Source organism: Pseudomonas sp. URMO17WK12:I6, assembly GCF_003253625.1.
Taxonomy (GTDB): Bacteria; Pseudomonadota; Gammaproteobacteria; order Pseudomonadales; family Pseudomonadaceae; genus Aquipseudomonas.
Genome location: NZ_QKYZ01000012.1, coordinates 40,129 through 66,028, shown reverse-complemented (window position 1 = coordinate 66,028; position 25,900 = coordinate 40,129). Strand labels below are relative to the sequence as shown.

The window sequence follows — 25,900 nt, the reverse complement described above, 5'->3', positions numbered from 1 at the left end:
AGGCTTCCTTCAATCCTCGACCACCCAGGTGTCCTTGGTTCCGCCGCCCTGGGACGAGTTCACCACCAGGGAACCTTCACGCAAGGCGACTCGGGTCAAACCGCCGGGCACAACCCGGGTTTCGCGGCCAGACAATACAAACGGACGCAGGTCGATGTGGCGCGGTGCGATGCCGTTTTCGACAAAGGTCGGACAGGTCGACAACGACAACGTCGGTTGCGCGATGTACGCGTGGGGCTTGGCTTTGATCCGTTCACGGAAAGACTCGATCTCCGCTGCCGTCGCCGCCGGCCCCACCAGCATTCCGTAACCGCCGGAGCCTTGGGTTTCCTTGACCACCAGCTCCGGAAGGTTGGCCAGCACGTGGGACAGTTCAGAAGGATTACGACACTGCCACGTCGGCACGTTCTTCAGGATCGGCTCTTCATCGAGGTAGAAACGAATCATGTCCGTGACGAAGGGATACACCGACTTGTCGTCCGCGACCCCGGTGCCGATGGCATTCGCCAGCACCACATTGCCGGAGCGGTAGGACGACAGCAGCCCTGGAACGCCAAGCATCGAATCGGGGTTGAACGCCAGCGGATCGAGGAAAGCATCGTCGAGGCGACGGTAGATCACGTCGACCGCTTTCGGCCCGTCCGTGGTGCGCATGAACACCTTGTCGTCGCGCACGAACAGGTCGGCGCCTTCCACCAGTTCAACGCCCATTTCCCGAGCGAGGAACGCATGCTCGAAAAACGCACTGTTGAAACGCCCCGGCGTCAGCACCACCACGCTCGGGTTGTCGATCGGGCTGGAGCTTTTCAGAGTGTCGAGCAGCAGGTTCGGGTAGTGGTCGATCGGTGCGATGCGCTGGGCCGCGAACAACTCGGGGAACAGGCGCATCATCATCTTGCGGTCTTCGAGCATGTAGCTCACGCCGCTGGGGGTACGCAGGTTGTCTTCGAGCACGTAGTAGGTGCCGTCGCCATCGCGCACCAGGTCGACACCGGAAATGTGCGAATAGATATCGCGGTGCAGATCCAGCCCTTGCATCGCCAACTGGTATTGCTCGTTGGCCAGCACTTGTTCGGCCGGGATGATGCCGGCCTTGATGATGCGCTGCTCGTGATAGAGGTCGGCAAGGAACATGTTCAATGCCTTGACCCGCTGAATGCAGCCGCGTTCGACGACCCGCCATTCACTGGCGGGGATGCTGCGGGGAATGGTGTCGAAGGGAATCAGGCGCTCTGTCCCCTGCTCATCACCATAGAGCGTGAAGGTAATCCCGGCACGATGAAATAACAGATCGGCCTCGCGTCGCCGTTGTGCCAAAAGCTCGTCAGGCGTTTCGGCCAGCCAACGGGCAAACTCCCGATAATGCGGACGGACCTGGCCGCCGGCATCGTACATCTCATCAAAAAAGGTGCGGATCATGCCGTACTCCTTGTCACACGGACATCCAGGCCTTCGCAAGGCCCGTGCCATAGGCAGAAACGCTTTGATATCAATCAGTTGGATAATGTCGCTGCGCGCCCCGCACCAATCCTGTGCGGTAATTGCCCCACCCTGATCGCCCCCGCTTCATGGCGAAGCAATGCTGTCGCCTATCAGCAGCATAGTCAGAGTTGATTTCACTGCTCGGGAGGGAGATGCGGATAATCCGTACATTCGCTGGAAAACTGATCGCTCTTCCCTTTAGCCGCCTGTTCAGGTGGCTTTTTTTTGTCCGTTTGAAATGTGGCGAAATAAAAAGATTGAAACAAAAACGGCCAACCCAAAGGTCAGCCGTTACTAAGTGTCACTGTTCATAAGCTTATGCGAGTAGCCCTCGTATCTCCTGTTTGACGCCCCATCCCTCGATGATGCCACCCAGAGGCTCGACCACCGCCTCGAAGTCCTGCTCGAAGTCGCCGATCCCGTCGTAGGTGGCGTACATCACTTTGCTCAGTTCCAGCGACCACGCGCCGTCGTCACGCGCGCTGATCTGGGCATTCAAGGATTCACCACAAAAATGACCTGCCGCCCTGCGTGCCCGCTCCTCGTCCGGGAAAATGGCGTAGAACTCGATGGGATGGAATCGTGAAAAATCGAAACCGCCTTCTTTCATGCGGCGCAGCACGCTGCTGCTGATGTCTTCTTGATAGGCTGTGCTCATGAAACGTCCCCCTCAGACTGATGGATAGACTTTCCGTATTCCCTGCACTTTCGATGCGGCAACAGAGGTTGCCGCCGGGAAACAAGCATGTAGCTGACAAGACCAGACCTTAGCGAGTCACTCGCTGATCTCGGTTGCAGAGTAGCCTCAAGACAGAGCCGCTGCCAAGGCCTGGTGGTGAATGTGACAGGAGGTGTATCAAATCGGAGTAATACTGAGGATTTCAATGCTGTGCTGGGATTTCAGACTTTTGACGGTCGGATCATCGGTACGACCCTCCAGATCATTGAGGTCCAGTTTCGCAGCCACCGGCAGTCGCCGGTCGCGAATGAGTTGGGCGGCTTGCTCGTTGCTCGGGCACTCCTCGCACTCGAAGAGTTCGTCGACTGATTCACCGTGTTCATCCACGAAAGTGATTTTCCACTTTTGCATCGGTGCCTCCTCGGTAAAACCCATGGATGGGCTTACATCTATCTCGACTCGTGCATTGGCCGATCGTTCCAAGGGATCCCAAAAGCGAGACATGAAAAAAGGCCGTCACCCGCGTGTTCACACACCGGCGACGGCCTTTCTTATCGACGAAGCATCAGTCGTTGCTAGGTTTGTTCACCGCTTGCAGCACGTACTGCGGCAACGCGAAGGCACCAATATGGATTTCCGGGTTGTAGTAGCGGGTGATGATGCCGCTGCCGGCGAAGCGCTGTTGCAGGATTTCGCGGGACAATTTGCGATAAGCGGTATCGGTCGCGCCCCAGGCGAAGGTCATTGCGCCGCCGATGTAGGTCGGCACGGCCGCCTGATAGAAGTGCCAGTCCGGGAACAGGCTGCGCAGGCGACCGGCGGTGGTTTTGACTTCTTCGATTTGCATGAACGGGGTGCCGTTCTGGGTCACCAGAATGCCGCCTTCGTTCAGGCAGCGGTGGCAAGCCTGGTAGAAGTTTTCGGAGAACAGCACTTCGCCCGGACCGATCGGGTCGGTGGAGTCGGAAATGATCACGTCGAACTTTTCGGTGGTGGTGGCGACGAAACGCATGCCGTCGTCGATCACCAGGTTCAGGCGTGGATCATCGAACGCACCCTTGGAGTGGTTCGGCAGGAATTCCTTGCACATGTCGACCACGGTGCCGTCGATTTCGACCATGGTGATGTGTTCGACGCTGCGGTGCTTGGCCACTTCACGCAGCATGCCGCCGTCGCCACCACCGATGATCAGCACGCGCTTGGCGGTGCCATGGGCGAGGATCGGCACGTGGGTGAGCATTTCGTGGTAGATGAATTCGTCGGCTTCGGTGGTCTGGATTACGCCATCCAGCGCCATAACCCGGCCCATGCGCGGGTTTTCGAAGATCACCAGGTGCTGGTGTTCGGTGCGCACTTCGTGCAGCAGTTTTTCCATGCGAAAACGCTGGCCATAGCCTTCGTAGAGGGTTTCCAGGTACTCGCTGGTTGGGGTATTGCTCATGGGAAGTGCTCCGATGAATGCGGGTGGCAACGGACGGTTACCCGCCCATGATGGCCAATCGATCGCCTCGATTGACCGGGAAAGGCGCGCATTCTACGTCGCGGAACATGACAGGTCGAACCTCACGTGATGACTCGACCCAATCCCTGTGAGAGCAGGCTGCCCGCGACAGGATCACCGCGGTGTAGGTGACAGACCTTAGCGCCTGTGTCGTGGGCAAGCCACGCTCCCACAAGTCCGGTGTTGCTTGTGCAAAACCGGTCAGATCCGCACATCGCCTCTTGGCCCGGCGATGGCCCAGATGATCAGGCCCAGCACCGGCAGCAGCAGGATCAACAGCACCCAAAGGACTTTCATCCCGGTTTCGGCGCCACTTTTAAGCACGTTGATGATGGCCCAGATATCCAGGGCAAAAATAATCAGGCCGATCAGGGTGTTGAACGTGGAACCCATGGTGTCGCTCCAAAAAAATGGTAGGCACTCTTAGGATAGTCGGGCCTGGCGAGGGTTCCGTTTTATTACCGTTGTAGACGGCCTCAGACGTGGATGGCCACTTTCAGGGCTTCCAGGGAGGGCGCGGCGGCGATGCCGACTTCGGCGCACAACTCCAGCACCCGTGGCACGTCGTTGCCAAAGACCAGCACCACTTGCAGTTCGTCGTCGAGCAACTGGCTGAAATTCATCAAGGTGTAGCCACCGTTTTCCTTGTTCAGGCTGCTCATCTGCACCTGAATGCGATTGAGTGCCGTCAGGGCTTCGGCTTTGGCCAGTTGCTTGGGCTTGATGTTGAACTCAACGCCGGGGCCGAACGAGGCGACGATCTGCGCGAACAGGTCCATGTAGGTGTCGGCCTGGAACAACACGGTTTCCGGCAGACTGCCGACGACAACCCACTCGCCCAACGGGATCGGAAAGGTGTCGTCGTAGTTGATATCTGGATTGGCCGCCAGAAAAGCCTCGGGATCGGCGTAGGCCTGAGCCGCTTCGTCAGCGATTTTCAGGATTTCGTCCTCGCCCATGCACCCGGAGCTGATTTTGCTGATGAGTTCGACGAGTGCGGCTTTCATGAGGTGGATCCTGTAGCAAGGGAATTTTGAGGGCGCGAAGGATAACGCATTCGGAAACGGTTGCGGGACCTGGCAGGAACCTGTGGCGAGGGGGCTTGCCCCCGTTCGGCTGCGAAGCAGTCGTAAATCCGGTGAATGTGGTCTATCTGAATGACCGCGATCGCTGATTTTGGGGCTGCTTCGCAGCCCAGCGGGAGCAAGCTCCCTCGCCACAAAAGCCCGAATCAGGCCAGGAGTTTTTGCAGCTGAGCCGTGGTATCCGCCGCGCCCATGGTCTTGGCCGCGTCCAGCGCAGACACGCCATTGGCGTCCTTGGCTTTCGGATCGGCGCCTTTGCTGATCAGGTAGTCGATGATTTCGACGCGGTTGAACATCGCCGCCATCATCAACGCAGTGCGTCCGTCGAAGGACGAACCTTCCACTTCAGCGCCACCCTCGACCAACGCCTTGACCACTGCCAGATCACCCTTGAATGCCGCGCCGGCAATCGGGCTCTGGCCGTTGTCGTTGCGAATCTCGGGATCGGCCTTGTGTTCGAGCAAAACTTTTACGGTGTCGACATGGCCGTGGTACGCGGCGAGCATCAGTAAAGTGTCGCCCTTGTGGTTGCGCAGGTTCGGCGGCAGGCCCTTGGTCAGCAGCGCAGCCATCATGGCCGCATCGCCCTCGCGCGCTTTGTTGAACACCTGTTCGGCAAATTCAGCAGCCTCTTCGGGGGTCATCTGGCGGCTTTTGTCTGACATTGGGGACTCCACATTCGGTCAATCGGAAAGCCGATAGTTTCCCGAGCAGCCCGGAACCTGTCACTTGTTTTTTCTCATGGACGGTCATAGCGATATTCAATAGCGACCCTTTCAATAGCGATGCCTGCCTCCGTAAATATCCGCCAGCACCTGCTCGGTGACTCGCACGTAGGTTTCGGTGCCCGGCAGCCAGGCATAAATCGGGTCATCGCCGGTTTTGCTCGGGTCGAAGGCTTCGTCCTTGAGCCGGGTCTTCTGGTACTTGAAGGTCCCGGTGGTTTCCATTTTCACTTTCACCCGCAGGAACAGTGGCACCGCATAGGCCGGCATTTGTTGCCTGGCGAATGCCAGCAACTCACTGAAATCCAGGGTCGCCAGGGATTCGGCCGGGGTGATGGCCGCCATCCCCGCCCGCCCGTTGGTGTTGTGGATTTCCACGCCATAGGCCACGGCTTCGGCGATGTGCGGGTGTTGCAACAGGATGTTCTCGACCTCGGTAGTGGAGACGTTTTCGCCCTTCCAGCGGTAGGTGTCGCCCAGGCGATCGACAAATTGCGCATGACCGAAACCGATGTTGCGCAGCAGGTCACCGGTATTGAAGTAGCGGTCGCCCTTCACGAACACATCGTGGAGCACCACTTTTGCGGTCTTCTGTGGATCGGTGTAGCCGTCCAGAGGCGCCTTGTCGTCGATCCTCGCCAACAACAGCCCCTGCTCGCCCTTGGCCACTTTGCGCATGAACCCCTTGGCATCCCGCGTGGGGGCACCGCTGTCGTGGTCGTACGCCACCAGCTCCCAGGACATCAGGGAAAAGCCAATGGTGTTGTCGAAGTTGAGGATGTTGGTGAAACCAATATTGCCGTCGCTGGCGGCGTACAGCTCGCAGATGTGGTCGACGGCAAATCGCGTCTTGAACTCGTTCCACGCGCCGGGGCGCAGACCATTGCCGATCATCTTCCTCACGCTGTGCCGACTGTCGTCGACGCTGCGCGGTTGATCCACCAGGTAGCGACACAATTCGCCAACGTACCCGAGGGTGGTCGCCCGGTATTTGCGCACGTCGCTCCAGAACTGGCTGGCGCTGAACTTGCGGCGGATGGCAAACCCCGACGCCCCGCTGATCGCCGAGCCCCAGCACACGCAAAGCCCGGTGGCGTGGTACAGCGGCAAGGTGCAATAGACGACGTCCTGCGGCTGCATGTCCAGGGCGATCAGCCCGAAGCTGGCGGAGCTGCGCATCCAGCGGCCGTGTTTGAACACCCCGGCCTTGGGCAACCCGGTAGTGCCCGAGGTGTAGATATAGAAACAAGGGTCATCGAAAAAAACCTGCCGGCTGCTGACGGGATTGTCACTGGGCGCGTCGCAGCTGGCCGCCATCAGGTTAATGAAGCCATCGGGCGTTTTGCCCGGATCACGGTCAGTATCTTGATCGGCGACAAACCAGGTGCGCGCCACATCGATGGCCACCCGCTCGCGGACCGCATTGAAGGCCGGAACCAGCTCTTCTCCGACCACAATCCCTACAGGCGCCACCAGATTCAGGCTATGAACCAGGGTATCGCGGGTCTGGGAGGTATTCAGCAAGGCGCTGATCGCACCGACCTTGGCCACCGCCAATATCGTCACCAGCAGTTCCACACGGTTCTCGATAAACACCGCGACCACATCGCCCTTGCCGATGCCTTGGGCAATCAGGTGATGGGCGATGCGGTTGGCCCACTGATTGGCCTGTGCATAAGTGAGCATCACGTCGCCCTGCAGCAATGCCGGGCCATCGGGATTGCGCAACGTCGCCTGCTCGAAGCTCCAGCCGAGACCACACGGTTGGGTCGGGTCCTTGACGTTGGCGACTTTCATGCCCTTCACCACGCGGGGGATGGCTTTGGCAATGGAAGGCAGCTTGCGGAGCATCATGCCCCAGGTAATCGTGTCGTGCAGCGTGCGGCTCATGGTTGCTCCCGTTCGATCTTTTTATTGTCGGGTGGCGTTGATTGAGGCCGAAAATACGTCAGGGCTTCTTGAGCTGTACACGCGGTTTTTGCAATGTTTTGTATCCGCGACCGATGCCTTCGCAAAGCGGAACTCCGCCGTTGCGATTGGTTCCATCCAGTTGTCGACGATCTCGCAAAATGCAGGATGCACGATGGCCATTCATGCAAATTGCACGAAAGCCAAAAAATCGTAAAAATATAACTTACTGATTTATATGAAATTTTAAAAATATGGGTGCTGGCACAATCACTGCAACTACCCCTCCATGTTGCCCTTCAAGCACAAAATGGAGCTGATAGACATGAGCCTGATCCAGGAAAAATTTTCGTCGCTGTTCTCCAACTTCGAAGTGACCACCCAGCCCCGGCCGGATGGCGGCATTCTGCTGACCCTGCGCAGCCACGACGGTAAAGTCTTCAAACGTTCGATTTCCTACCAGCAATTGCATGCCGGCGATCAGCTGTCATGGGTCATCAGCGCGATTCGCCGTGACGTCGCCGAACAGGCCAGCGAACTGCCGCAGATTTCCATGCTGCAAAGCCAGCAACGGTTCGCGCTGCCGACCTATCACTCGGCATAAACCGTCACAGCGCTATAAACGATCAGGCCGTGAGAGCTTTCGCTTCACGGCCTGAGTTGTTTCTACGGCTGATGTTTAAAAGGCAGACGGACTGATCCGCGCAAAACTGTCCACCGTCACATGCCCTGCCAATTCCCCGCCTTCACGGGCCAGGCCACAGGTGGCCATACCGGCCGTGCGCGCCGCGTCGAGTTCCTGAACGATGTCGGACAAAAACAGAATCTGCGAAGCCTCGACACCAATCGCCTGGGTGATGCGCTCATAGGACTGCGCTTCGCGCTTGGGCCCTGAAGTGGTGTCGAAATAGCCACTGAACAGTGGCGACAGATCCCCCGCCTCCGAACAACCGAAAATCAGTTTTTGCGCCTGAATCGATCCCGAGGAATACACAAACAGTTGATAGCCTTCCTGATGCCAGCGTTTCAGCGCTTCAACGGCGTCCGGGTAAACGTGGCCTTTCAACTGCCCGGCCAGATACCCCTGCTCCCAGACCATGCCTTGCAACGCCTTGAGCGGCGTGGCCTTGCGGTCTTCGGCGATCCAGCCCAAGAGGATTTCGATAACCCGCTCGACGTCGGCTTGCGGTTCACCGCTGTCACGCCGAACAGCGGCGAGCTGTTCGGCGACGTCAACACGTTCGGCATTTTCGCGAACGAAGTCCGGCAGGTGTTTGGCCGCGTACGGGAACAACACGTCGAACACAAAACTCACCGCGCTGGTGGTGCCTTCGATATCGGTGAGAATCGCTTTGATCGGCATCGGTTCAGTCCTCAAGACACGGGAAGTGGCTGGCGATGTCATCGCCGGTGAAGTTGGCCACCCAGCCTTCGGGGTTGTTGAACAGGCGGATTGCGACGAAATGCGGGTTTTCACCCATGTCGAACCAGTGCTTTGTGCCGGCTGGCACCGAGATCAGGTCGTTCTTCTCGCAGAGCACGGCGTACACGTAATCGTCGATGTGCAGGGTGAACAAGCCACGGCCAGCGACGAAAAATCGCACTTCGTCTTCGCCATGACGGTGTTCATCGAGGAACTTGGCACGCAACTCGGCTTTTTGCGGGTGATCGCTGTTCAAGCTGACCACATCGACGGTGATATAACCGCGCTCGGTCATCAGCTTGTCGATTTGCTCCTGGTACGCGGCGATCACTTCTTCCTGGCTAGCGCCTGGCTGGATTTTCGCTGCGGCTTGCCAACGGTCGAAACGCACGCCCTGCTCGGCCAGGGTCGAGGCGATGTCTTCAAAGTGGGTCAGCACCTTGTTCGGAATGTCAGGGTTTGAGACGTGGTAAACGGACAGGCTGCTCATCAGGGCAACTCCTTAACAGTTCATGCATTACGGTTAAAGAGCGAGCGCGTCTTCAACTCGCACTCGAACAAAAATTCAAAAGCCTCGATCTGCCGCAGTGCGTCGCTCATGCGCGCGCCCCACGTGTAGAGGCCATGACCGCGAATCAGGTAGCCGACGCAATCAGGGTGGGCGTCGAGCCAAGGCTGCACCTTGGTGGCCAGCCGCGCAATGTCCTGGTCGTTGTCGAAAATCGGCACGCGCACCCGGGACTCGTGGGTCGACACGCCGCTGAAGGCCTTTTGCAGTTCGTAGTCTTCGAACTCGATGAAATCTTCCGGCGTCAGGCGCGACAGCACCGTGGCGTTCACCGAATGGGTGTGCAGCACCGCGCCGATCTCCGGACGCCAGCTATAGAGCTGGGTGTGCAATAGGGTTTCGGCGGACGGCTTCTTGCCTGGCTCCAGGCTGTTGCCTGACAAGTCGGTGGCCAGCACATCGTCCGGGCCCAGTTGGCCCTTGTGCTTGCCGGACACGGTCAGCAAGGCTTCGGTCGGCGACAGGCGGGTCGAGTAATTGCTGCTGGTGGCCGGCGACCAGCCGCGACCATACAGAAAGCGCCCGGCGTCGATGATTTCCTGGGCGAGGTGTTCACGGGTAAGGCTCATGGCCTGTCCTCTTGCATACGTGTGGCAATGATAACGGCAGCGGCAAAGGCTGCGAGGCTGGCAATACTAAAGGTCAATGTGGCGCCGAGGGCATTCCAGCTGTAGCCGGAATACAACGCGCCCAGTGCACCGCCGGTGCCGGCCAGCGCGGCATACAACGCCTGGCCCTGGCCTTGCTGGCGCGCGCCGAAGCTACGTTGCACGAACTGGATGGCAGCGGCGTGAAAGCTGCCGAAGGTGGCGGCGTGCAGCACCTGGGCGAACAACAGCACCCAAAGGAACTCGGCAAACGAGCCGAGCAACAACCAACGCAAAGCCGCCAGCAGGAAACTCGCCAGCAGCACCCGGCGTACCGAGAAGCGCGCGAGAATCTTGCTCATGAACAGAAACATCAAGACTTCGGCGACCACGCCGACCGCCCAGAGCATGCCGATCAGCCCGCGACTGTAACCGAGTCGCTCAAGGTGCAAGGTCAGAAAGGTGTAATACGGCCCGTGACTCATCTGCATCAGCGCCACGCACGCGTAAAACGCCAATACTCCGGGGTTGCGCAATTGCTGGAGGAATCCCTCCCCCGCCAACCGTTCACCCTGAACCGGTTGCGCGTTGGGCACCCAGAGACTGCTGACGACGATCCCGGCCATGATCAGCACCAGTGCCACCGGGTAAATGTCGAGGCTGAGCCATTCGAACAATCGGCCCAGCGCCACGACAGTGATGATGAAACCGATTGAGCCCCACAGGCGAATCTGACTGTAACGCGAGGTCTGTCCCCGCAAATGAGCCAGGGTGATGACCTCGAACTGCGGCAACACCGCATGCCAGAAAAACGCGTGCAAGGCCATGACCATCGCCAGCCAGGCGTAGCTTTTGCTGACGAAAATCAGTGAGAAGGTCAGCAAGGTGCAGGCGGCGCCAAAACGCACGATCGCCAGGCGTCGCCCGGTGTAGTCACCGAGCCAGCCCCAGATATTCGGCGCCACGCAGCGCATCAGCATCGGGATCGCCACCAGTTCGCCAATGCGTGCGGCGCTGAAGCCCAGATGATCGAAGTACAGCGCCAGAAACGGCGCTGTCGAACCGAGCAAGGCGAAATAGAACAGGTAGAAGCTGGAAAGCCGCCAGTACGGGAGCGCCGCCACCGTCATCAGACTGCAGCGGCTTTCAGATCAGCCATTAAAGCTGCCCCAACACCGGAGTGCTCACGCGCACATCGGCGTTCTGCCCGCGGTGACGCAGCAAGTGGTCCATCAGCACGATGGCCATCATCGCTTCGGCGATTGGCGTGGCGCGGATGCCGACGCACGGGTCGTGACGACCCTTGGTGACGACCTCCACCGGGTTGCCATGGATATCGATGGAACGGCCCGGCGTGGTAATGCTCGATGTAGGCTTGAGCGCCAGGTGCGCAACGATCGGCTGACCCGACGAAATGCCACCGAGAATGCCGCCGGCGTTGTTGCTGAGGAAACCTTCCGGGGTCATTTCATCGCGGTGTTCAGTGCCACGCTGGGCGATGCTGGCAAAACCGGCACCGATTTCCACGCCCTTGACCGCGTTGATGCTCATCAGCGCATGGGCCAGTTCGGCGTCGAGGCGGTCGAAGATCGGCTCGCCGAGGCCCGGCATCACGCCTTCGGCGACCACGGTGATCTTCGCGCCGACCGAATCCTGGTCGCGACGCAACTGGTCCATATAGGCTTCCAGCTCCGGCACTTTGTCCGGGTCGGGGCTGAAGAAAGCGTTCTCTTCCACCGAATCCCAGGTCTTGAACGGGATTTCGATCGGGCCGAGCTGGCTCATGTAGCCACGAATGACGATGCCCTGGGTGGCCAGGTATTTCTTGGCAATCGCGCCGGCGGCTACGCGCATGGCGGTTTCACGGGCCGAGCTGCGACCGCCGCCGCGGTAATCGCGCTCACCGTATTTGTGATGGTAGGTGTAGTCGGCGTGGGCCGGACGGAACAGATCCTTGATCGCCGAGTAGTCCTTGGACTTCTGGTCGGTGTTGCGGATCAACAGGCCGATGGCGCAACCGGTGGTGCGGCCTTCGAACACGCCGGAAAGGATTTCGACTTCGTCGGCTTCCTGGCGCTGGGTGGTGTGGCGGCTGGTGCCGGGCTTGCGGCGGTCCAGGTCGCGCTGCAGGTCCTCAAGGGAGATCTCCAGGCCCGGCGGGCAGCCATCGACAATGGCGACCAACGCCGGACCATGGCTTTCGCCCGCGGTGGTGACAGTGAACAGCTTGCCGTAGGTATTGCCGGACATGCAGGACGCTCCGTGAAATCGAACCTAAAATACGTAATGCGCGCCAGTATACGCAGGCTACCCAAGTAGTTCATCCTCGAACCTTATGGGTGCCTGCGAGTCCAACCGGCACCTTGTTGATGATGGCGTGATGATGCTGCGAGTTCTAGCCTTGAGCCTTACCCTGTTTACCGGTTTTGTACAGGCCTCAGTCCTGCAACGCCCGATCACCCTGGACACCGGCAGTGGCGAGCTTTTCGGCTCGCTGTTGCTGCCCAAGTCCGACACGCCGGTACCGGTTGTCCTGATCATTTCCGGCTCCGGCCCTACGGATCGTGACGGAAACAACCCCGACGGCGGGCGCAATGACAGCCTCAAACGGCTGGCGTGGGTGTTGGCCAAACACAACATTGCCAGTGTGCGTTACGACAAACGCGGCGTGGCGGCGAGCCTTGCGGCAACGCCCGATGAACGCAATCTGTCGGTGGAAGCCTATGTGGCCGATGCCGTGGCCTGGGGGCAGAAGCTCAAGGCCGACCCGCGCCTGGGCAAACTGATTTTGCTGGGCCACAGCGAAGGTGCGTTGATTGCCAGCCTGGCGGCGCCAAGTGTCGACGCTGCGGCGGTGATTTCCCTGTCCGGCAGCGCCCGGCCGATCGATCAAGTGCTGCGCCAGCAGTTGAGCAATCGCTTGCCGCCGGCCTTGATGCTGCGCAGCAATGAACTGCTCGACAGCCTCAAGGCCGGCCACACTGACGACAACGTGCCGCCGCAGTTGCAGGTGATTTTCCGCCCCAGCGTGCAGCCGTACCTGATTTCACTGTTCCGCCAGGACCCGGCAGCCGCCTTCGCCAAACTGAAGATGCCGGCACTGATCATTCAGGGCAGCAACGACATCCAGGTCGGCGTGGGTGACGCCAGGGCGCTCAAAGCCGCCAAACCGGACGCCGAACTGGCACTGATCGAAGGCATGAACCACGTCATGCGCATCGTGCCCAACGACGTGAAGCGGCAATTGGCCTCCTATAAAGATCCGCAATTGCCCCTGGCGGCGGAACTCGGCGCACGAATCCTCGGATTTATTGACGGACTTCGCCCCAGTTAAGCTCCAGTCCTGAAAAAAACGGCCGATAAGCCTTTGTCGCCAGCGCTATGACTGGCGGCAACAGGGCTTGGACAGGATCTCGCCGTTATGACTGATACCCAGACTTCACCCGACTCCACCGCTGAAAAAGACACACCGCCAGCGGTCGAGCTGCCGTGGGCGGACGTCCACGTCGAGCACCACAAAATGCTCCGCCTGGCGCCGTTGCAAACCGACCGTAACACCGGCGGCCGACCGCTGCGCTTTGTCGAATTCGGTTACGCCGAACGCAACAGCAAGGAGCACAGCCTGCTGCGCATGGCCATCAAGCTGCCAGGCCAACGGGTACGCAAAGAACAGAATCATCTGGATGTGTGGGTCGATCACGCCGCCAAACGCGTGCATTTCGCTCCGGATAGCGGCTTGCAGATAGAGCCGATGAACCGTGGCATCGGGCGCTATATGGCGGCTCAAGGCATCACTTGGGCGAAGAAACGATGGCCCGCCTACACCGTCGACGGCACCGACCTGAACAACAAGGACGCGTTGAACGAAGACACGCGCCTGCGCCGCGACCACTTTCTGCGGGTGCACGGTTTTGACGTGGCCTACGCCGATGCCCAGCATTTGAAGGGCAGCGTCAAAGAGGTGCAGATCGGTGATTTGCTGGGCGACTGGAACAGCGAAAAGCTGCAACAGGTGGAAATCCTCGAAGCCGCGCAGATGCTCCAGCAAGCCGAGCAGAACCTGGCGGAACAGGAAGTCAAACTGAAGAAACACGAAGAAAAGGTCAGCAAGTACAAGCGTGAAGACGCTGGATTGCGCTTTACCATTACCTGTCTGGTGGCGTTTGCGGTGTTTCAGGCGGGGTTGTTGATCTGGATTGCCACGCATCGGTAACCGACATCAAACCCAATTGTGGTGAGGGAGCTTGCTCCCTCACCACAATATTCGGGGTCAGATGCGAGAAGCGAACAGCGCCTGATGATCGCGGCACTGCTCGGCGGTCAGCATGAACACCCCATGCCCACCGCGCTCGAATTCCAGCCAGGCGAAATCGACTTCCGGGTACAACGCCTCGACGTGAACCTGGCTGTTACCCACCTCGACGATCAACAAACCTTTCTCGGTCAGATGATCCGCCGCTTCGGCGAGCATGCGGCGCACCAGGTTCAAACCGTCGTCGCCACAGGCCAGGCCCAGCTCGGGTTCGTGTTGATATTCGTCCGGCATGTCGGCGAAATCTTCCGCATCGACGTAAGGCGGGTTCGACACGATCAGGTCGAAACGTTGCCCTGGCAAACCATCGAAACCATCGCCCTGAACGGTGAACACGCGCTCGTCGACACCGTGGCGCTCGATGTTCTGGTTAGCCACTTCCAGTGCTTCGAACGACAGGTCGGCCAAAACCACTTCGGCGTTCTGGAACTCATAGGCACAGGCGATACCGATGCAACCGGAACCGGTGCACAAGTCGAGAATGCGCGCAGGTTCGGCACCCAGCCACGGCTCGAAACGTTTTTCGATCAGCTCGCCAATCGGCGAACGCGGGATCAGCACGCGTTCGTCGACAATGAACGACAAGCCGCAGAACCAGGCTTCGCCCAGCAGGTAAGCGGTCGGAATGCGTTCTTCGATGCGGCGCTTGAGCAAGCGTTGCAGATTGACCAGCTCATCGTCCTCCAGACGGCAGTCCAGATAGCTGTCGGCGATTTCCCACGGCAAGTGCAGCGCACCCAATACCAGTTGACGGGCTTCGTCCCAGGCGTTGTCGGTCCCATGGCCGAAAAACAGATCCTCCCCATGGAAGCGGCTGACGGCCCAACGGATATGGTCACGCAGGGTACGAAGGCGGGAAGTGATCACGGGGTAAACTCCAGAAAAAACGACTGACGATTCTAACAGCCAAAAGGCGCCGCGACGACGCAGGAAAAACACCGGATCAGATGTAGGACTCTTCTATTTTTTCAGCGAGCTATTGAACAGAACGAGTATCTTGACAAGGCTGCGAGCCAGCAACGGCGGTGCCTGCGATGGAAGCGATTCACAGAAGCGCTCAGCCAGAGGACAATGCCGCAAAAGCCCCACCCGAAGGAGCCCCAGAATGTCCGTTCCAAAAACGATGTTTCAACTCAGCGGCCGTGGTTATGCAGCGGCCAATCTGGGTCATGCGACCCTAGTCATCATCGATGCCCAGAAAGAATACCTCAGTGGTCCGCTGGCCCTGAGCGGCATGGATGCTGCCGTCGCGAACATCAAACACCTGCTGACCGCTGCCCGTGCAGCCGGTCGGCCAATCGTGCATGTGCGTCACCTCGGCACCGTCGGTGGGCTGTTCGATCCCCAGGGCGAACGCGGTGAGTTCATCCCGGGCCTGGAGCCACAGGGCGACGAAACCGTCATCGGCAAATTGCTGCCAAGCGCGTTTCACGGCACCGAACTGTACGATCGCCTGCAACAACTGGGCTCGCTCGACCTGATCGTTTGCGGTTTCATGAGTCACTCCAGCGTCAGCACCACCGTGCGTGCGGCGAAGAACCTGGGCTTTCGCTGCACCCTGGTGGAAGACGCCTGCGCGACGCGGGATTTGCCTTGCAAGGGCGGGATCCTCAGCGCCGAACACGTTCAGCAGACCGAAATGGCGATCATGGCGGACAACTTCGCCACCCTCGCCCTGACCCGCGATCTGATCTGATCGACCGTCGATGAGCGGCCCAAACCGCCGCTCATCCGCAAAAGCCTCTCATTTGCCGTAATTGCCCTAGCCTCAGGAACATCCCGGTCAACTCCCGGTCGAAGGGCCGATACCCATTGAGGAAGGTCGGAATGAAGTTATCCGATGGTTTTGATGCACGCCGCTTGCGGCCCAAGGGCCAACGCAACTGGCGATTTCGTTTCGGCGCAGCGTTCGCTGCCCTGCTGGCGATGTGCGGTGTATTGCTGGCGATGGCCGGCGCGGCCAGCCTGCTCGGGCGGCCACCGGCGTTGGGCGAGTTGAATGCCAGCCCGCTGGGCTCGTCGATCATTCTGGCGGTGGGCGTGTTCGTGCTGTACCTCGGCGTGTCGCTATGGCGCCGCTGCCGTCGCCGTTCGCGCCAGTCGCGAGAGCTGAACATAGCCCCGCACCTGATGAAAAAACACGACTGAATCAAAGGCCTGGCGTTTTGACGGGCCTCAATTGTTATGGATAGCGCTCCGACTTGGGTAAACTGCCCCCCCTTCGCGGAGGCTGACATGCAAGACGACGATTTTTCCCTGTTCAAAAGCGCGATCCAAGGCGTCAAGCCGATCAAGCACGATCGCGCTGAAACCGGCAAACCCAAGGCCGACCGCGCGCAAATCGCCAAGCTGCGCCAGGCCGCCACTGTGCGCACCGATGCGACCACCGTTGACGGGCTGTCCGATCAGTTTGTGATTGATGTCGGCCCGGAAGACGAGCTGATGTGGGCGCGTGACGGTGTTCAGGAAAGCCAGATGCGCAAGCTCAAGATCGGACAGATTCCGTTCGAAGGCAGCCTCGACCTGCATGGCATGAACGTGGAAAAGGCCCGTGAAACCCTCTGGGCGTTTCTGGCCGAAGCAACTAAATTCGAAATCCGCTGCGTGCGCGTCACCCACGGCAAAGCCGTGCGTCTGGACGGCAAGCGGCCGATGATCAAGAGTCACGTCAACACTTGGCTACGTCAGCATCCACAAGTGCTCGGCTTCACCTCGTGCCAGCCGAAACACGGCGGCGCCGGAGCGGTTTACGTGATGCTCAAACGCACCATGATGGAAGGTCGCGACGAGTAAAGCTGTCGCTTCACGCTTGCAGCGCCGTGTTTGCCACCGTACCCTTGCCCTTTGCGTAAAATCCCACAGGTAGTTTCATGTCCCTGGAACAGAATTACACCGCGATTCTCGGCCAATTGGGCGAGGACGTGTCCCGCGAGGGCCTGCTCGACACGCCAAAACGTGCCGCCAAAGCCATGCAGTACCTCTGCCGCGGTTATGAACAGACGCTGGAAGAGGTCACCAACGGTGCCTTGTTCAGCTCCGACAACAGCGAGATGGTGCTGGTCAAGGACATCGAGCTCTACTCGTTGTGCGAGCATCACCTGCTGCCGTTCATCGGCAAGGCGCACGTTGCCTATATTCCGAGCGGCAAGGTACTGGGACTGTCGAAAGTCGCGCGGATCGTCGATATGTACGCCCGCCGCCTGCAGATCCAGGAAAACCTCAGCCGCCAGATCGCCGATGCGGTCCAGCAAGTCACCGGCGCCCTGGGCGTGGCGGTGGTGATCGAGGCCAAGCACATGTGCATGATGATGCGCGGTGTGGAGAAACAGAATTCGACGATGATCACCTCGGTGATGCTCGGTGAGTTCCGCGAAAACGCCGCCACCCGCAGCGAGTTTCTCAGCCTGATCAAGTAATTCGCAGCACGAAGAAAACCGGCACTGATCGCCGGTTTTTTTTCGCCTGCGAAAAATCAGGTAAGCTGCGCGCCTTCTGTTTGCCCTGAGAGACTTATACCGTGTTCGTAAAAGCGCTTCGTGTCGGCCTCGGCCAACTGATCATCTTCATCGATTTCATCACCCGTCCAGGTAAGAAGCAGCGCCCCGCCGCCGCTCAGGCCCAAGTGGAAGCGGCCGCCAAGGACCTGACGCTGTATCAGTTCCACGCCTGCCCGTTCTGCGTGAAAACCCGCCGCACCCTGCGTCGCCTGAACGTTCCGGTGGCCTTGCGCGATGCCAAGAACAACGAACAGGATCGCCAGGCCCTGCTGGAGCAAGGCGGCAAGATCAAGGTGCCGTGCCTGCGCATCGAAGAGAATGGCCAGACCACCTGGATGTATGAGTCCAAGGTGATCATTGATTATCTGGATAAGCGGTTTGCTGCGGTCTGACACTTCTGTGGCGCCGGTATAAACACCGCAAAACCCGAACAAAAATAAACCGGCCAATTGGCCGGTTTATTCGTTTCTACCCCCTCTCCCACCAACAGCCTCAGGCTGCTTGCGCCGCTTGGGCCTGACGCACCACCGCTGCCAATCGCTTGAGCCCTTCGTCCAGCCGTGCCGGATCAATGTGGCTGAAGTTCAGCCGCAGATGGCCGGGGTTGTTATCCGGCTCAGGGAAAAACGGTTCGCCCGGCATGAACGCCACATCTGCTGCCAGCGCCGCTTTGAGCAGCGTGCGGGTATCCAGCGGCTGCTTGAGCGTCAGCCAGAAAAACAGCCCACCCTGCGGCACGTTCCAATCCGCCAGATCGGAAAAATGCCTTTCCAGTGCCAACTGGAACGCATCCCGACGAACCCGGTAGAAGTCCCGCAACTCGCCTAGATGCTGCTGGTATTTTTCAGTACCGATCCATTGCAGCGCTTGCCACTGCCCGATGCGGTTGGTGTGCAGATCGGCCGATTGCTTGAGCCGCAGCAAATGCGGGAACAGGTCCGGACTGGCAATCAAATAACCAACCCGCAGGCCCGGCAGCAGGGTTTTCGACACGGTGCCGGTGTAGATCCAACTGGCCTTGGTCAAGCGGCTGACGATCGGTGTGGCGCTGCCGCCATCGAAGGTCAGTTCGCGATAGGGTTCGTCTTCGATCAGGGTCACGCCGAACTCGTCGAGTAACGCCGCCACCGCATCGCGCTTGGCTTCGCTGTAGCGCACCGCCGACGGATTCTGAAACGTCGGGATCAGGTAGATGAACGCTGGCTTGTGTTGTTCCAGACGGCTGCGCAGTTGCACCAGGTTCGGGCCATCAGCCTCCAGCGGGACGGTGATGCAATCGGCGCCAAACAGCTGAAAAATCTGCAACGCCGCCAGGTAGGTCGGCGCTTCAAGCAGGATTTCGGTGCCTTTGTCGATGTGGAGCTTGGCCGCCAGATCGAGGGTTTGTTGCGAACCGCTGACCACCAGCACCTGACTCGCCTCGCACGGCAAGCCCAACGCCCGGGCTTCGGCCGCCAACGCTTCACGCAGCGCCGGCTCGCCTTCGCTCATCCCGTATTGGCCCACGGACAGCGGCATCTGCGCCCATTCGACTTTCGGCAGCATGGCTTCGGCCGGCAAACCGCCGGCGAACGACATCACTTCCGGGCGCTGGGCGGCGGCGAGGATTTCACGGATCAAAGAACTTTTAAGGCGCGAGACACGTTCGGAAAAAGCCATGGGGGTCACCGGTAGCGAGGCCTGAGGAAAATGAGTCAAACTGATTGACCGAAATTACGACAGACCGAGCGGATACGTCAACATGCTTGACCTTAAAAACCCCACCACCCAGCAACAAGCCATGGAAGCGTTCTTCTTCGGCTATCAGGCCTTCACCGCCAAGGCTGATGAAATGCTCGAGCGTCGCGGCTTGAGCCGGGTGCATCAGCGCATCGTGTTTTTCATCGCGCGTTATCCGAACCTGAGCGTCAAGGAGTTGCTGGCGTTGCTCGGCGTGACCAAGCAGGCGCTGAACATTCCGCTGCGGCAGTTGGTGGAAATGCATTTGGTGAACAGCGTCGCGTCCCAGACCGACAAGCGTAAGCGGCTGCTGGAACTGACTGTGGAAGGCGCGCGGTTCGAGCAGTCGTTGCGGCGCGAGCAGGTGAAATTGCTCGAGCGAGTGTTTGCCGAGGCTGGGGAAACGGCGGTGAATGGGTGGTTGGCGGTGAATCTGGCATTGGGAAGTAACCAGAGTTGATCGGGACGACACCTGACTGTGGCGAGGGAGCTTGCTCCCGTTCGGCTGCGCAGCAGTCGCAAAGAACGATAACGCCGGTATGCCTGAAAAATTGCCACCGCCTGAGTCGGGCCGCTGCGCGCCCCAGCGGGAGCAAGCTCCCTCGCCACAAAAAGCTCGCTACACATCACATTTCATATCTATATACCCCGCCTGCCATTTTTTTCGTCTACAAAATCAAAAACATTATTTGCTTTATTTGTATACAAAAGCATAATTCGCTTCGTGCGAGTTCCTGACCATCAGGTCAACAAATTCGCAAGCACCTCAAAGGGTCGCTGCCACCCTCATGGGTCCGGCCCTGGAAATAACAATAAAACTCTTGAGGAGTACTCGCTGTGGAAAGCCGCAAATCCGAAGCCTCGACGCTGGAACTCTCGCCGCCGTTACGCAATGGCTGGCTGGAGCGCATCTTCAAACTCAGCTTGCACGGCACCACGGTGAAGACCGAGCTGATCGCCGGTCTGACAACCTTCATCACCATGGCCTACATCATCTTCGTCAACCCCAACATCATGGCCGATGCCGGGATCGATCACGGTGCCGCGTTCGTGGCCACCTGCATCGCCGCCGCGCTGGGTTGCCTGTTGATGGGCCTGTACGCCAACTGGCCGGTGGGCCTGGCGCCGGGCATGGGCCTGAACGCGTTCTTCACCTACACCGTGGTCGGCACCATGGGCTACAACTGGGAAACCGCTCTCGGCGCGGTGTTCGTGTCCGGTGTGTTGTTCATGTTCCTGACCTTTTCCCGGATTCGTGAATGGCTGCTCAATAGCATTCCGGTGAGCCTGCGCTTTGCCATGGGCGCGGGTGTGGGCCTGTTTCTGGGGCTGATCGGCCTGAAAACCTCGGGCATCGTCGTCGATAGCCCGGCCACCCTGATCAAGCTCGGCTCCCTGCGCGAGCCCGGCCCGCTGCTGGCTGCCATCTGCTTCCTGATGATCGCCGTGCTCAGCTACCACAAAGTGTTCGGCGCGATCCTCATCAGCATCATCACCGTGACCCTGGCCGGCTGGGGCCTGGGCCTGGTGCACTACGAGGGCATCATGTCGGCCCCGCCGAGCCTGGCACCGACCTGGATGGCCATGAACATCGCCGGCGTGTTCAACGTCAGCATGATCAGTGTGGTGCTGGCCTTCCTCTTTGTGCACATGTTCGACACCGCCGGCACCTTGATGGGCGTCGCCCAGCGCGCCAACCTGGTGAACGCTGACGGCCGGATCGAAAACCTGTCCCGTGCCATGAAAGCCGACAGCGCCTCCAGCGTTTTCGGGGCGGTGGTGGGTGTTCCGCCGGTCACCAGTTATGTGGAAAGTGCCGCTGGCGTAGCGGCGGGTGGTCGGACTGGTCTTACCGCCGTGACCGTAGGTGTGCTATTTATTGCCGCAATGTTTTTCGCACCGCTGGCTGGCATGATCCCCGCTTATGCAACCGCCGGTGCGCTGATTTATGTAGCGATGCTGATGATGGGCGGCATGGCGCACATCGAATGGGACGAAGCGACCGACAGCATTCCAGCGATCGTCACCGCGATCATGATGCCGCTGACCTTCTCGGTCGCCGACGGCATCGCGCTGGGCTTCATCACTTACGTGGTGCTGAAGGCCGGCACCGGTAAGTACAAGGAAATATCCGTCAGCCTGTGGGTGCTCTGCGCGATCTTCATCGCCAAGTTCATCTTCTTGTAAGCGTCACGCGGTACGCGTTTCAAACCAGCCTCACCCCGTCGGGTGGGGCTTTTGTGCATAGGGAGGAAAGTGATGAGTCTGGAAACCTGGCTGCTGTTCAGCGGCGCTGCGCTGGTGGTGATCCTGATCCCGGGGCCACTGTCTTTGCTGATGATCAGCAACAGTCTGAATTACGGTTTGCGCCGTTCTTACCCGGCGTTTCTCGGGGGTGTGTTTGCTTCGATCTGCCTGCTCAGCGCTTCGGCGCTCGGCCTGGGTGCATTGCTGCTGGCGTCGGAACAGCTGTTCAGCGCCCTGAAAATCGTCGGCGCGCTGTATCTGTTCTACCTCGCCTGGCAGAGCTGGCAGCAATCACGCCAACCCTCCCTGGGCGCCGAAGTGCCCCAGGCTGCGCCGGTGCCACGCTTTCGTGCACTGTTCGGGCGCGCGTTCATGCTCGGCGCCAGCAACCCGAAAGACATTTTGTTCTTTGCCGCGTTCCTGCCGCAGTTTTTGAGTGCCGAACAACCGTTCCTGCCGCAGTTGCTGGTGATGATTGCCACCTGGACCGTGCTGGATCTGCTGTGCAAGCTGGCTTATGGGCTGGGGGCTCATGGCGCGGCGCGGTATCTGCGTAGCGGCAAGGGGCAAAGCTGGTTTAACCGGGTCAGTGCCGGGTTGTTCAGCGGTGCGGGCGCGGCCTCATTGTTGAGCCGCTAAGGGCAAAAGATCGCAGCCTCGTTGCACTCGACAGCTCCTACAGGGGGAATGCGTTTCCATGTAGGAGCTGCCGAAGGCTGCGATCTTTTGACTTTCCACCAGGCGAAAAAAAGCCCGCAGTGTGAGCGGGCGAAAGACCAAAGAAGCTATATGCGCAGTCGCTTCCAGGTTGAGGCAGCTGCTTGGGGGATCAGCTGCCGCGATACGTGGAATAACTGTATGGCGAAATCAGCAAAGGCACATGGTAGTGATCCTGTTCGGCAGAAATGCCGAACCGCAGCACCACCACGTCGAGGAACGCAGGCTCAGGCAACTGAACGCCATGGGCGCGGTAGTAATCGCCCGCATGAAATTGCAGCTGATAGACCCCGGTACGGTAGTCATCGCCTTGCAGCAGCGGCGCATCGACCCGGCCGTCGCTGTTGGTGAGCACCGTGGCGACCAGCTCCAGCTGCGAGCCTTCGACGCGGTACAGCTCGACCTTGATCGAACTGCCCGGGCAACCGTGTGCAGCGTCCAAAACGTGTGTAGTCAAACGTCCCATTGGTTCTGCGCGCCTGCCTGCGTGGAGCAGTCAGACCTCGCACCTCCCGAAGTCAGTTGAAAAGGACACCGCACCGTTCCGGAGCACGAAAAGTTGCGGCGAGCGACTGATTAAGACATTTTTCAAAAAAATTGTACACAATAAAAACGACATTTTTACGACCACCAACGGCATTCATGGTTTGCGGGCGAATCTTGCGCCAAACCATAAGATCAGTGGACCTTCTATCCATTAGCTGACCAGTCAGGCAGGTTTCTTGCAGTACCCTCCAATGAGAGCAGTCAGTGAAAAATGCAAAAAATCAGGCTTACAAAGTGAATATAAAGTTGTATACAATCACTCCATCGCTGTGACGCCAGCCTGCCCTCTCATCGCCAGGCCGCCACACACACCCTGACTTTGAACAAGTCGACACGAACAAGAAGGAAGACTGCAGTGAGCGCTGACTACCCACGCGACCTGATCGGTTACGGCAGTAACCCTCCTCACCCACACTGGCCGGGCAATGCCCGCATCGCCCTGTCCTTCGTGCTCAACTACGAGGAAGGTGGCGAGCGCAATATCCTTCACGGCGATAAAGAGTCCGAAGCCTTCCTCTCGGAAATGGTCTCGGCGCAGCCGCTGCAAGGCGAGCGCAACATGAGCATGGAATCCCTTTACGAGTATGGCAGCCGTGCCGGCGTCTGGAGGATTCTGAAACTGTTCAAGGAATTCGACATCCCGCTGACCATCTTCGCCGTGGCCATGGCCGCCCAGCGTCACCCGGACGTGATCCGCGCGATGGTCGAGGCCGGCCACGAGATCTGCAGCCACGGCTATCGCTGGATCGACTACCAGTACATGGACGAAGCGCAGGAACGCGAGCACATGCTCGAAGCGATCCGCATCCTCACCGAAATCACCGGCGAGCGCCCGCTGGGCTGGTACACCGGCCGCACCGGCCCGAACACCCGCCGGCTGGTGATGGAGGAAGGCGGTTTCCTCTACGACTGCGACACCTACGACGACGACCTGCCCTACTGGGAACCGAACAACCCGACCGGCAAGCCACACCTGGTGATTCCGTACACCCTGGACACCAACGACATGCGCTTCACCCAGGTTCAGGGTTTCAACAAGGGCGACGACTTTTTCGAATACCTGAAGGACGCCTTCGACGTGCTGTATGCCGAAGGCGCCGAGGCACCGAAGATGCTGTCGATCGGCCTGCACTGCCGGCTGATCGGCCGCCCGGCGCGCCTGGCCTCGCTCAAGCGCTTTATCGAATACGCTAAAAGTCATGAACAGGTGTGGTTCAGCCGCCGCGTCGACATCGCTCGCCACTGGCAGCAAACCCATCCGTACCAAGGGGCTGCCAAATGAGCCACTTCCTGACACTGAAGCCATCGACCCTGAGCCGCGACGCATTTATCGCCGCCTTCGCCGACATCTACGAACACTCGCCATGGGTGGCCGAAAAAGCCTTCGACCTGGGCCAGGACGCTTCGATCGACCAGATCGAAACCCTGCACCAGCGCATGAGCGACATCCTGTTGAGCGCCGATCACGCCAGCCAACTGGCCCTGATCAACGCGCATCCGGACCTGGCCGGCAAAGCTGCCGTCCAGGGCCAACTGACCGAAGCCAGCACCCATGAACAGGCTGGCGCCGGTATTCACCAATGCACGGCCGAAGAGTTTGAGCGCTTCACCGAGCTGAACGACGCCTACAAGGCCAAGTTCAAGTTTCCCTTCATCATGGCGGTAAAAGGCAGCGACCGGCATCAGATCCTCGCAGCGTTCGAAACGCGCATTCACAATTCGGTCGACACCGAATTCAAATGCGCGCTGGCGCAGATCAACAAGATCGCGTTGTTCCGATTACTGACCCTATAGCGAGCTTTGCCCGAGTGTTCTCAAACGCAAACAGCACCCAGGGCACTGCAAGCATCCCAAGCCAACTTATTAAAGGCAGACAAGAAGAATGAAAGCTTACGCCGTACCTTTCGAGAAGTTCGTCAACCTGGCCGACGCCCGTCTGGGCACCAAAATCATCTCGGTCACCGATGACTGGTTCGCAGACGCCAACCGTCTGTTCCAGCCGACCCCGGCCGTGTGGAAAGAGGGCGTGTTCGATGACAACGGCAAGTGGATGGACGGCTGGGAGTCGCGCCGCAAGCGCTTCGAAGGCTACGACAGCGCGGTGATCCGCCTGGGCGTACCGGGTTCGATCAAAGGCGTGGACATCGACACTTCATTCTTCACCGGCAACTACCCGCCATCGGCCTCCCTGGAAGCCTGCTTCCTGGCCTCGGGCGAGCCGGACGAAAACACCCAGTGGACTGAAGTGCTGTCGGCCGTCGAGCTGCAGGGCAACAGCCACCACTACCACGAAATCAATAACGACCAGGCGTTCAGCCACCTGCGCTTCAACATCTATCCGGATGGTGGCGTGGCCCGTCTGCGCGTGTACGGCATTCCGTTCCGCGACTGGTCGGCCGTTGGCGACAACGAACAAGTCGACCTGGCTGCAGCCCTGAACGGCGGTCGCGCCCTCGCCTGCTCCGATGAACACTTCGGCCGCATGAGCAACATCCTCAACCCGGGCCGTGGCATCAACATGGGCGACGGCTGGGAAACCGCACGTCGTCGTACCCCGGGCAATGACTGGGTGATCGTCGCGCTGGGCCATGCGGGTGAAGTCGAGAAAGTCATCGTCGACACCCTGCACTTCAAGGGCAACTACCCGGACAGCTGCTCGATCCAGGGTGCCTTCGTGAAGGGCGGCACCGACAGCCAGATCGAAACCCAATCGCTGTTCTGGCGCGAACTGCTGCCAAGCCAGAAGCTGGAAATGCACGCCGAACACACCTTCGCCGAACAGATCAAGGCGCTGGGCCCGATCACCCACATCCGCCTGAACGTGTTCCCGGATGGTGGTGTGAGCCGCCTGCGCGTTTTGGGCAAGGTCGCGAAGTAATGCTGAGCCTGTAGGAGCCGGCTTGC

Annotated in this window: 30 protein-coding genes; 14 read left to right on the top strand and 16 right to left on the bottom strand. The window is 59.4% G+C overall.

Features of this window, described 5'->3' with window-relative positions:
* Window positions 1–9: 9 nt before the first annotated feature.
* The 8 genes from F475_RS21085 to F475_RS21045 all read right to left on the bottom strand — a co-directional run bounded on the left by F475_RS21085 (window position 10) and on the right by F475_RS21045 (window position 7,362).
* A complete protein-coding gene (locus tag F475_RS21085) occupies window positions 10–1,419 on the bottom strand; it encodes a circularly permuted type 2 ATP-grasp protein (RefSeq protein WP_018925211.1) in 1,410 nt (469 codons plus the stop codon).
* 379 nt (window positions 1,420–1,798) lie between these two features.
* On the bottom strand, window positions 1,799–2,140 hold the full coding sequence (locus tag F475_RS21080; RefSeq protein ID WP_018925210.1) for a ribonuclease E inhibitor RraB: 342 nt from the start codon (window positions 2,138–2,140) through the stop codon (window positions 1,799–1,801).
* Window positions 2,141–2,338: 198 nt separating this feature from the next.
* On the bottom strand, window positions 2,339–2,572 hold the full coding sequence (locus tag F475_RS21075; RefSeq protein ID WP_018925209.1) for a hypothetical protein: 234 nt from the start codon (window positions 2,570–2,572) through the stop codon (window positions 2,339–2,341).
* Between the two features lie 154 nt (window positions 2,573–2,726).
* Window positions 2,727–3,602 (bottom strand): polyamine aminopropyltransferase, encoded by an 876-nt coding sequence (gene speE, locus F475_RS21070; RefSeq protein ID WP_019579716.1) that lies wholly within the window; start codon window positions 3,600–3,602, stop codon window positions 2,727–2,729.
* Between the two features lie 261 nt (window positions 3,603–3,863).
* Window positions 3,864–4,055: a PLDc N-terminal domain-containing protein gene (locus F475_RS21065; protein ID WP_007940802.1), complete on the bottom strand. Its 192-nt coding sequence runs from the start codon at window positions 4,053–4,055 to the stop codon at window positions 3,864–3,866.
* Between the two features lie 83 nt (window positions 4,056–4,138).
* Window positions 4,139–4,669, bottom strand: coding sequence for a hypothetical protein (locus F475_RS21060; RefSeq protein WP_111454652.1), 531 nt, complete (start codon window positions 4,667–4,669; stop codon window positions 4,139–4,141).
* A 224-nt stretch (window positions 4,670–4,893) separates the two neighbouring features.
* Window positions 4,894–5,412: an ankyrin repeat domain-containing protein gene (locus F475_RS21050; RefSeq protein ID WP_019648228.1), complete on the bottom strand. Its 519-nt coding sequence runs from the start codon at window positions 5,410–5,412 to the stop codon at window positions 4,894–4,896.
* A gap of 111 nt (window positions 5,413–5,523) precedes the next feature.
* Complete coding sequence (locus tag F475_RS21045; protein WP_111454651.1) at window positions 5,524–7,362, bottom strand: long-chain-acyl-CoA synthetase; 1,839 nt, start codon at window positions 7,360–7,362, stop codon at window positions 5,524–5,526.
* A 343-nt stretch (window positions 7,363–7,705) separates the two neighbouring features.
* Between F475_RS21045 and F475_RS21040 the strand changes: the two genes are divergently transcribed.
* Window positions 7,706–7,984 carry a DUF3509 domain-containing protein gene (locus F475_RS21040; RefSeq protein ID WP_018925205.1) on the top strand — a complete coding sequence of 93 codons (279 nt, stop codon included), beginning with the start codon at window positions 7,706–7,708 and terminating at the stop codon, window positions 7,982–7,984.
* A gap of 75 nt (window positions 7,985–8,059) precedes the next feature.
* On the opposite strand, the gene mtnC is transcribed toward F475_RS21040, so the two are convergent.
* Genes mtnC through aroC form a run of 5 tightly spaced genes read right to left on the bottom strand, consistent with a single transcriptional unit; the run spans window position 8,060 to window position 12,208 of the window.
* Window positions 8,060–8,743, bottom strand: a complete 684-nt coding sequence (gene mtnC, locus F475_RS21035) for an acireductone synthase (protein ID WP_111454650.1) — start codon at window positions 8,741–8,743, stop codon at window positions 8,060–8,062.
* 4 nt (window positions 8,744–8,747) lie between these two features.
* Window positions 8,748–9,293 (bottom strand): acireductone dioxygenase, encoded by a 546-nt coding sequence (locus F475_RS21030; RefSeq protein WP_111454649.1) that lies wholly within the window; start codon window positions 9,291–9,293, stop codon window positions 8,748–8,750.
* A gap of 20 nt (window positions 9,294–9,313) precedes the next feature.
* Window positions 9,314–9,940, bottom strand: coding sequence for a methylthioribulose 1-phosphate dehydratase (locus F475_RS21025; RefSeq protein ID WP_018925202.1), 627 nt, complete (start codon window positions 9,938–9,940; stop codon window positions 9,314–9,316).
* Window positions 9,937–11,088: an MFS transporter gene (locus tag F475_RS21020; protein ID WP_177431126.1), complete on the bottom strand. Its 1,152-nt coding sequence runs from the start codon at window positions 11,086–11,088 to the stop codon at window positions 9,937–9,939. The genes F475_RS21025 and F475_RS21020 overlap by 4 nt, the downstream gene beginning before the upstream one ends.
* Before the next feature lie 28 nt (window positions 11,089–11,116).
* The gene (aroC, locus tag F475_RS21015) at window positions 11,117–12,208 is read right to left on the bottom strand and encodes a chorismate synthase (RefSeq protein ID WP_007940813.1); all 1,092 of its coding nucleotides are present in this window, start codon (window positions 12,206–12,208) and stop codon (window positions 11,117–11,119) included.
* 85 nt (window positions 12,209–12,293) lie between these two features.
* On the opposite strand from aroC, the gene F475_RS21010 reads away from it, so the two are divergent.
* Both F475_RS21010 and F475_RS21005 read left to right on the top strand, forming a co-directional pair.
* On the top strand, window positions 12,294–13,292 hold the full coding sequence (locus F475_RS21010) for an alpha/beta hydrolase (protein WP_019579707.1): 999 nt from the start codon (window positions 12,294–12,296) through the stop codon (window positions 13,290–13,292).
* An 87-nt stretch (window positions 13,293–13,379) separates the two neighbouring features.
* Window positions 13,380–14,171, top strand: a complete 792-nt coding sequence (locus tag F475_RS21005) for a hypothetical protein (RefSeq protein WP_019648220.1) — start codon at window positions 13,380–13,382, stop codon at window positions 14,169–14,171.
* A gap of 57 nt (window positions 14,172–14,228) precedes the next feature.
* Here the strand turns inward: F475_RS21005 and prmB are convergent, their stop codons facing one another.
* On the bottom strand, window positions 14,229–15,137 hold the full coding sequence (gene prmB, locus F475_RS21000; protein ID WP_018925197.1) for a 50S ribosomal protein L3 N(5)-glutamine methyltransferase: 909 nt from the start codon (window positions 15,135–15,137) through the stop codon (window positions 14,229–14,231).
* A gap of 238 nt (window positions 15,138–15,375) precedes the next feature.
* On the opposite strand from prmB, the gene F475_RS20995 reads away from it, so the two are divergent.
* The 5 genes from F475_RS20995 to F475_RS20975 all read left to right on the top strand — a co-directional run bounded on the left by F475_RS20995 (window position 15,376) and on the right by F475_RS20975 (window position 18,159).
* Entirely contained in the window at window positions 15,376–15,966 is a 591-nt protein-coding gene (locus F475_RS20995) for a cysteine hydrolase family protein (protein ID WP_018925196.1), read from the top strand.
* 131 nt (window positions 15,967–16,097) lie between these two features.
* Window positions 16,098–16,418 carry a hypothetical protein gene (locus tag F475_RS20990; RefSeq protein ID WP_018925195.1) on the top strand — a complete coding sequence of 107 codons (321 nt, stop codon included), beginning with the start codon at window positions 16,098–16,100 and terminating at the stop codon, window positions 16,416–16,418.
* An 87-nt stretch (window positions 16,419–16,505) separates the two neighbouring features.
* Window positions 16,506–17,063, top strand: coding sequence for a Smr/MutS family protein (locus F475_RS20985; RefSeq protein WP_008005647.1), 558 nt, complete (start codon window positions 16,506–16,508; stop codon window positions 17,061–17,063).
* 77 nt (window positions 17,064–17,140) lie between these two features.
* Window positions 17,141–17,686: a GTP cyclohydrolase I FolE gene (gene folE / locus F475_RS20980; protein WP_007988130.1), complete on the top strand. Its 546-nt coding sequence runs from the start codon at window positions 17,141–17,143 to the stop codon at window positions 17,684–17,686.
* A 101-nt stretch (window positions 17,687–17,787) separates the two neighbouring features.
* Window positions 17,788–18,159, top strand: coding sequence for a glutathione S-transferase N-terminal domain-containing protein (locus F475_RS20975; protein WP_018925194.1), 372 nt, complete (start codon window positions 17,788–17,790; stop codon window positions 18,157–18,159).
* A 100-nt stretch (window positions 18,160–18,259) separates the two neighbouring features.
* Here the strand turns inward: F475_RS20975 and F475_RS20970 are convergent, their stop codons facing one another.
* The gene (locus F475_RS20970) at window positions 18,260–19,426 is read right to left on the bottom strand and encodes a PLP-dependent aminotransferase family protein (protein ID WP_111454648.1); all 1,167 of its coding nucleotides are present in this window, start codon (window positions 19,424–19,426) and stop codon (window positions 18,260–18,262) included.
* 82 nt (window positions 19,427–19,508) lie between these two features.
* On the opposite strand from F475_RS20970, the gene F475_RS20965 reads away from it, so the two are divergent.
* The 3 genes from F475_RS20965 to F475_RS20955 all read left to right on the top strand — a co-directional run bounded on the left by F475_RS20965 (window position 19,509) and on the right by F475_RS20955 (window position 22,372).
* Window positions 19,509–19,946 carry a MarR family winged helix-turn-helix transcriptional regulator gene (locus F475_RS20965; protein WP_111454647.1) on the top strand — a complete coding sequence of 146 codons (438 nt, stop codon included), beginning with the start codon at window positions 19,509–19,511 and terminating at the stop codon, window positions 19,944–19,946.
* 377 nt (window positions 19,947–20,323) lie between these two features.
* Complete coding sequence (locus tag F475_RS20960; RefSeq protein WP_018925191.1) at window positions 20,324–21,673, top strand: NCS2 family permease; 1,350 nt, start codon at window positions 20,324–20,326, stop codon at window positions 21,671–21,673.
* A gap of 72 nt (window positions 21,674–21,745) precedes the next feature.
* The gene (locus F475_RS20955) at window positions 21,746–22,372 is read left to right on the top strand and encodes a LysE family translocator (RefSeq protein ID WP_096479757.1); all 627 of its coding nucleotides are present in this window, start codon (window positions 21,746–21,748) and stop codon (window positions 22,370–22,372) included.
* 190 nt (window positions 22,373–22,562) lie between these two features.
* On the opposite strand, the gene uraH is transcribed toward F475_RS20955, so the two are convergent.
* Window positions 22,563–22,916: a hydroxyisourate hydrolase gene (gene uraH / locus F475_RS20950; protein WP_111454646.1), complete on the bottom strand. Its 354-nt coding sequence runs from the start codon at window positions 22,914–22,916 to the stop codon at window positions 22,563–22,565.
* A 435-nt stretch (window positions 22,917–23,351) separates the two neighbouring features.
* Between uraH and puuE the strand changes: the two genes are divergently transcribed.
* The 3 genes from puuE (at window position 23,352) to alc (ending at window position 25,874) form a co-directional block, all read left to right on the top strand.
* Complete coding sequence (gene puuE, locus F475_RS20945) at window positions 23,352–24,278, top strand: allantoinase PuuE (protein WP_007940832.1); 927 nt, start codon at window positions 23,352–23,354, stop codon at window positions 24,276–24,278.
* Complete coding sequence (uraD, locus tag F475_RS20940; RefSeq protein ID WP_111454645.1) at window positions 24,275–24,790, top strand: 2-oxo-4-hydroxy-4-carboxy-5-ureidoimidazoline decarboxylase; 516 nt, start codon at window positions 24,275–24,277, stop codon at window positions 24,788–24,790. Before puuE ends, uraD begins: the two co-directional genes overlap by 4 nt.
* 88 nt (window positions 24,791–24,878) lie before the next feature.
* Window positions 24,879–25,874 carry an allantoicase gene (gene alc, locus F475_RS20935; RefSeq protein ID WP_007940834.1) on the top strand — a complete coding sequence of 332 codons (996 nt, stop codon included), beginning with the start codon at window positions 24,879–24,881 and terminating at the stop codon, window positions 25,872–25,874.
* Window positions 25,875–25,900 lie beyond the last annotated feature (26 nt).